Source organism: Mesorhizobium sp. M7A.F.Ca.AU.002.02.1.1 (genome assembly GCF_003998535.1).
GTDB classification, from domain to species: domain Bacteria; phylum Pseudomonadota; class Alphaproteobacteria; order Rhizobiales; family Rhizobiaceae; genus Mesorhizobium; species Mesorhizobium ciceri.
Genome location: NZ_RZPB01001402.1, coordinates 1 through 658, shown reverse-complemented (window position 1 = coordinate 658; position 658 = coordinate 1). Strand labels below are relative to the sequence as shown.

The 658-nt window shown below is 60.6% G+C and carries 2 protein-coding genes; one reads left to right on the top strand and one right to left on the bottom strand.

Annotated features, from left to right (window positions below; all coding sequences use genetic code 11):
• On the bottom strand, positions 1 to 229 hold a 229-nt coding region (locus EN879_RS40500; protein ID WP_245493962.1), incomplete at its 3' end, for a hypothetical protein.
• Here EN879_RS40500 and EN879_RS38005 point away from each other — a divergent pair.
• A complete protein-coding gene (locus EN879_RS38005; protein WP_245493961.1) occupies positions 119 to 352 on the top strand; it encodes a DUF6356 family protein in 234 nt (77 codons plus the stop codon). The genes EN879_RS40500 and EN879_RS38005 overlap by 111 nt on opposite strands.
• Positions 353 to 658 lie beyond the last annotated feature (306 nt).

The following is a 658-nucleotide window of genomic DNA, read 5'->3' as shown; positions in this document are numbered from 1 at the left end:
TTCCATGCATCACCGAAATACAAGGACATTTTGAGACCGATGAACCGGCGAAGCATGTCAGGATACTCATATCAGGAACTTCAAGCGCTGAAGGGGAACCAGCATGTCGGTCGCAAGGATTTTCACCTCTCATCCGGCCAAGGTCGGCGAAACCTATTTCAGCCACATGGGCTTTGCCGCCTGGTTTTCGTCGCGCCTGTTGATGGCGGCCGGCGCCGCGCTCGTTCATGCTTTCTTGCCATTTCTGTTTGAAACTACCGCCAGCCGAATCGTTCGCGAGCTTTACGAGCGGACGCACAACAGAGGCACGCACGCGACCAAGGAGCCTGCGGCTCTTCCGGATCGCGCCTAGGCGATCCCGCCATCGAGCTTCGTCACCATGACCAGGGACGGGATCAACATTCGGCCTTTTGCTCCGGCCGTGGCGAAGCTGGCGTTGGCCGGGTAGTTGCAAATTGCGGCAACGCCGCGGGCCAGCGCCCCCCTCTGTCCTGCCGGACATCTCCCCCTCAAGGGGGGAGATTGGATGTCGCGACGGCTTTCGCCAATCGCCGACCTTGCGGGACTGAGCGAGGCGCCGAAACTGCCAATCTCCCCACTCGAGGGGGAGATGTCCGGCAGGACAGAGGGGGGCGCCGTAGGGCGTTAACCTATACAG